The 1,056-nt window shown below is 30.0% G+C and carries 2 protein-coding genes; both read right to left on the bottom strand.

What is annotated here, in order from left to right; all coding sequences use genetic code 11:
* Positions 1-520 (bottom strand): hypothetical protein (locus tag INF68_RS23085; protein WP_001548708.1); only part of this gene is annotated, 520 nt, incomplete at its 3' end.
* Positions 521-546: 26 nt separating this feature from the next.
* Positions 547-1,056 (bottom strand): hypothetical protein (locus INF68_RS23090; RefSeq protein WP_001548709.1); only part of this gene is annotated, 510 nt, incomplete at its 5' end.

Below are 1,056 nucleotides of genomic sequence, written 5' to 3' on the forward strand. Positions count from 1 at the left end.
ATTTCTTTTTATACGATGGGAACTTTTCTTTTAAAATGTTAAAGCAGTTGATAACATTTTCATGCTCTACTGAAAAATGATCTATACTCCTTTTCAGAAGATCATTGGCAACATCAACAACAAATTGGCTCCCTTCACTATGATCATAGACAGTAAATACATCAGCTATCCAATGATAGCAGCAAAGCGTCAACAAAATACAATAGTCTTGATATTCTTTAATGCCTGATAAAAAAGTACATCCGTTATAATCCACTTGCCTTGTTCTTCTATAATATTGTTTGAGCGTGGGCTTTATTATTATTAAATTATTTTTAACTATATCATAGTGAATGTCATCCTGAACGTAGTCGTTTTTAAGAAAAAAACTATTGCTGTGAACATATAAAGCATAGGCAATTGTTTCAGTAGATATTCCATATTTTTCGCATAAAGCCGTTGAGACAACAGGATTGTTTTCTATATATCTTATAAACTCACTTTCTTTCAAGTTTTTTGTTTTGGTTTTAGTTTTATTCATATATCCCTCACTATTATTATATCCGATTAACGACGGAAGGTTTCTGGTCTTTTCCACTCAAACACTACTGCATGACGTTCTTTGTCTCTTTCTTTTTTGATCTGACAAGATATACGATTGTTGAGGATCTTTTTTCGAGCGATTTTTAAAACTTCTTTCATTTCACATTTTACAAGCTTTCTACCTTTAATTTTCATTTCTTCATATATGGCATTATTGATAAAATCTCTTTCTTTAGCTGATAGTATCTTTAATCTTCCTTGCTCATCCGCATTATTTGATATGGTATTAATTGTTTCATCTTCTTTTTTTTCCATATCAACTTTACTCTTCTTTTGTTTTTTTGATTTTTGCTCTTTTCTAATCGAGCGGACTTGATCACGAGCAATAAATTTGACAGTTTGTTTTTCTTTTTTATTTAGTGCTTTACCTTTTAACTTAGTGGCTTCTTCCAGAAAATCATCTATTATCTTTTTTTCATTCTCAGTAAGATTTTGTATCCATCCCATTCTTAGTTTTTTTGTTTTACTTTCCAT

The organism is Enterobacter cloacae complex sp. P16RS2, assembly GCF_014982155.1.
Lineage (GTDB): Bacteria > Pseudomonadota > Gammaproteobacteria > Enterobacterales > Enterobacteriaceae > Enterobacter > Enterobacter cloacae_M.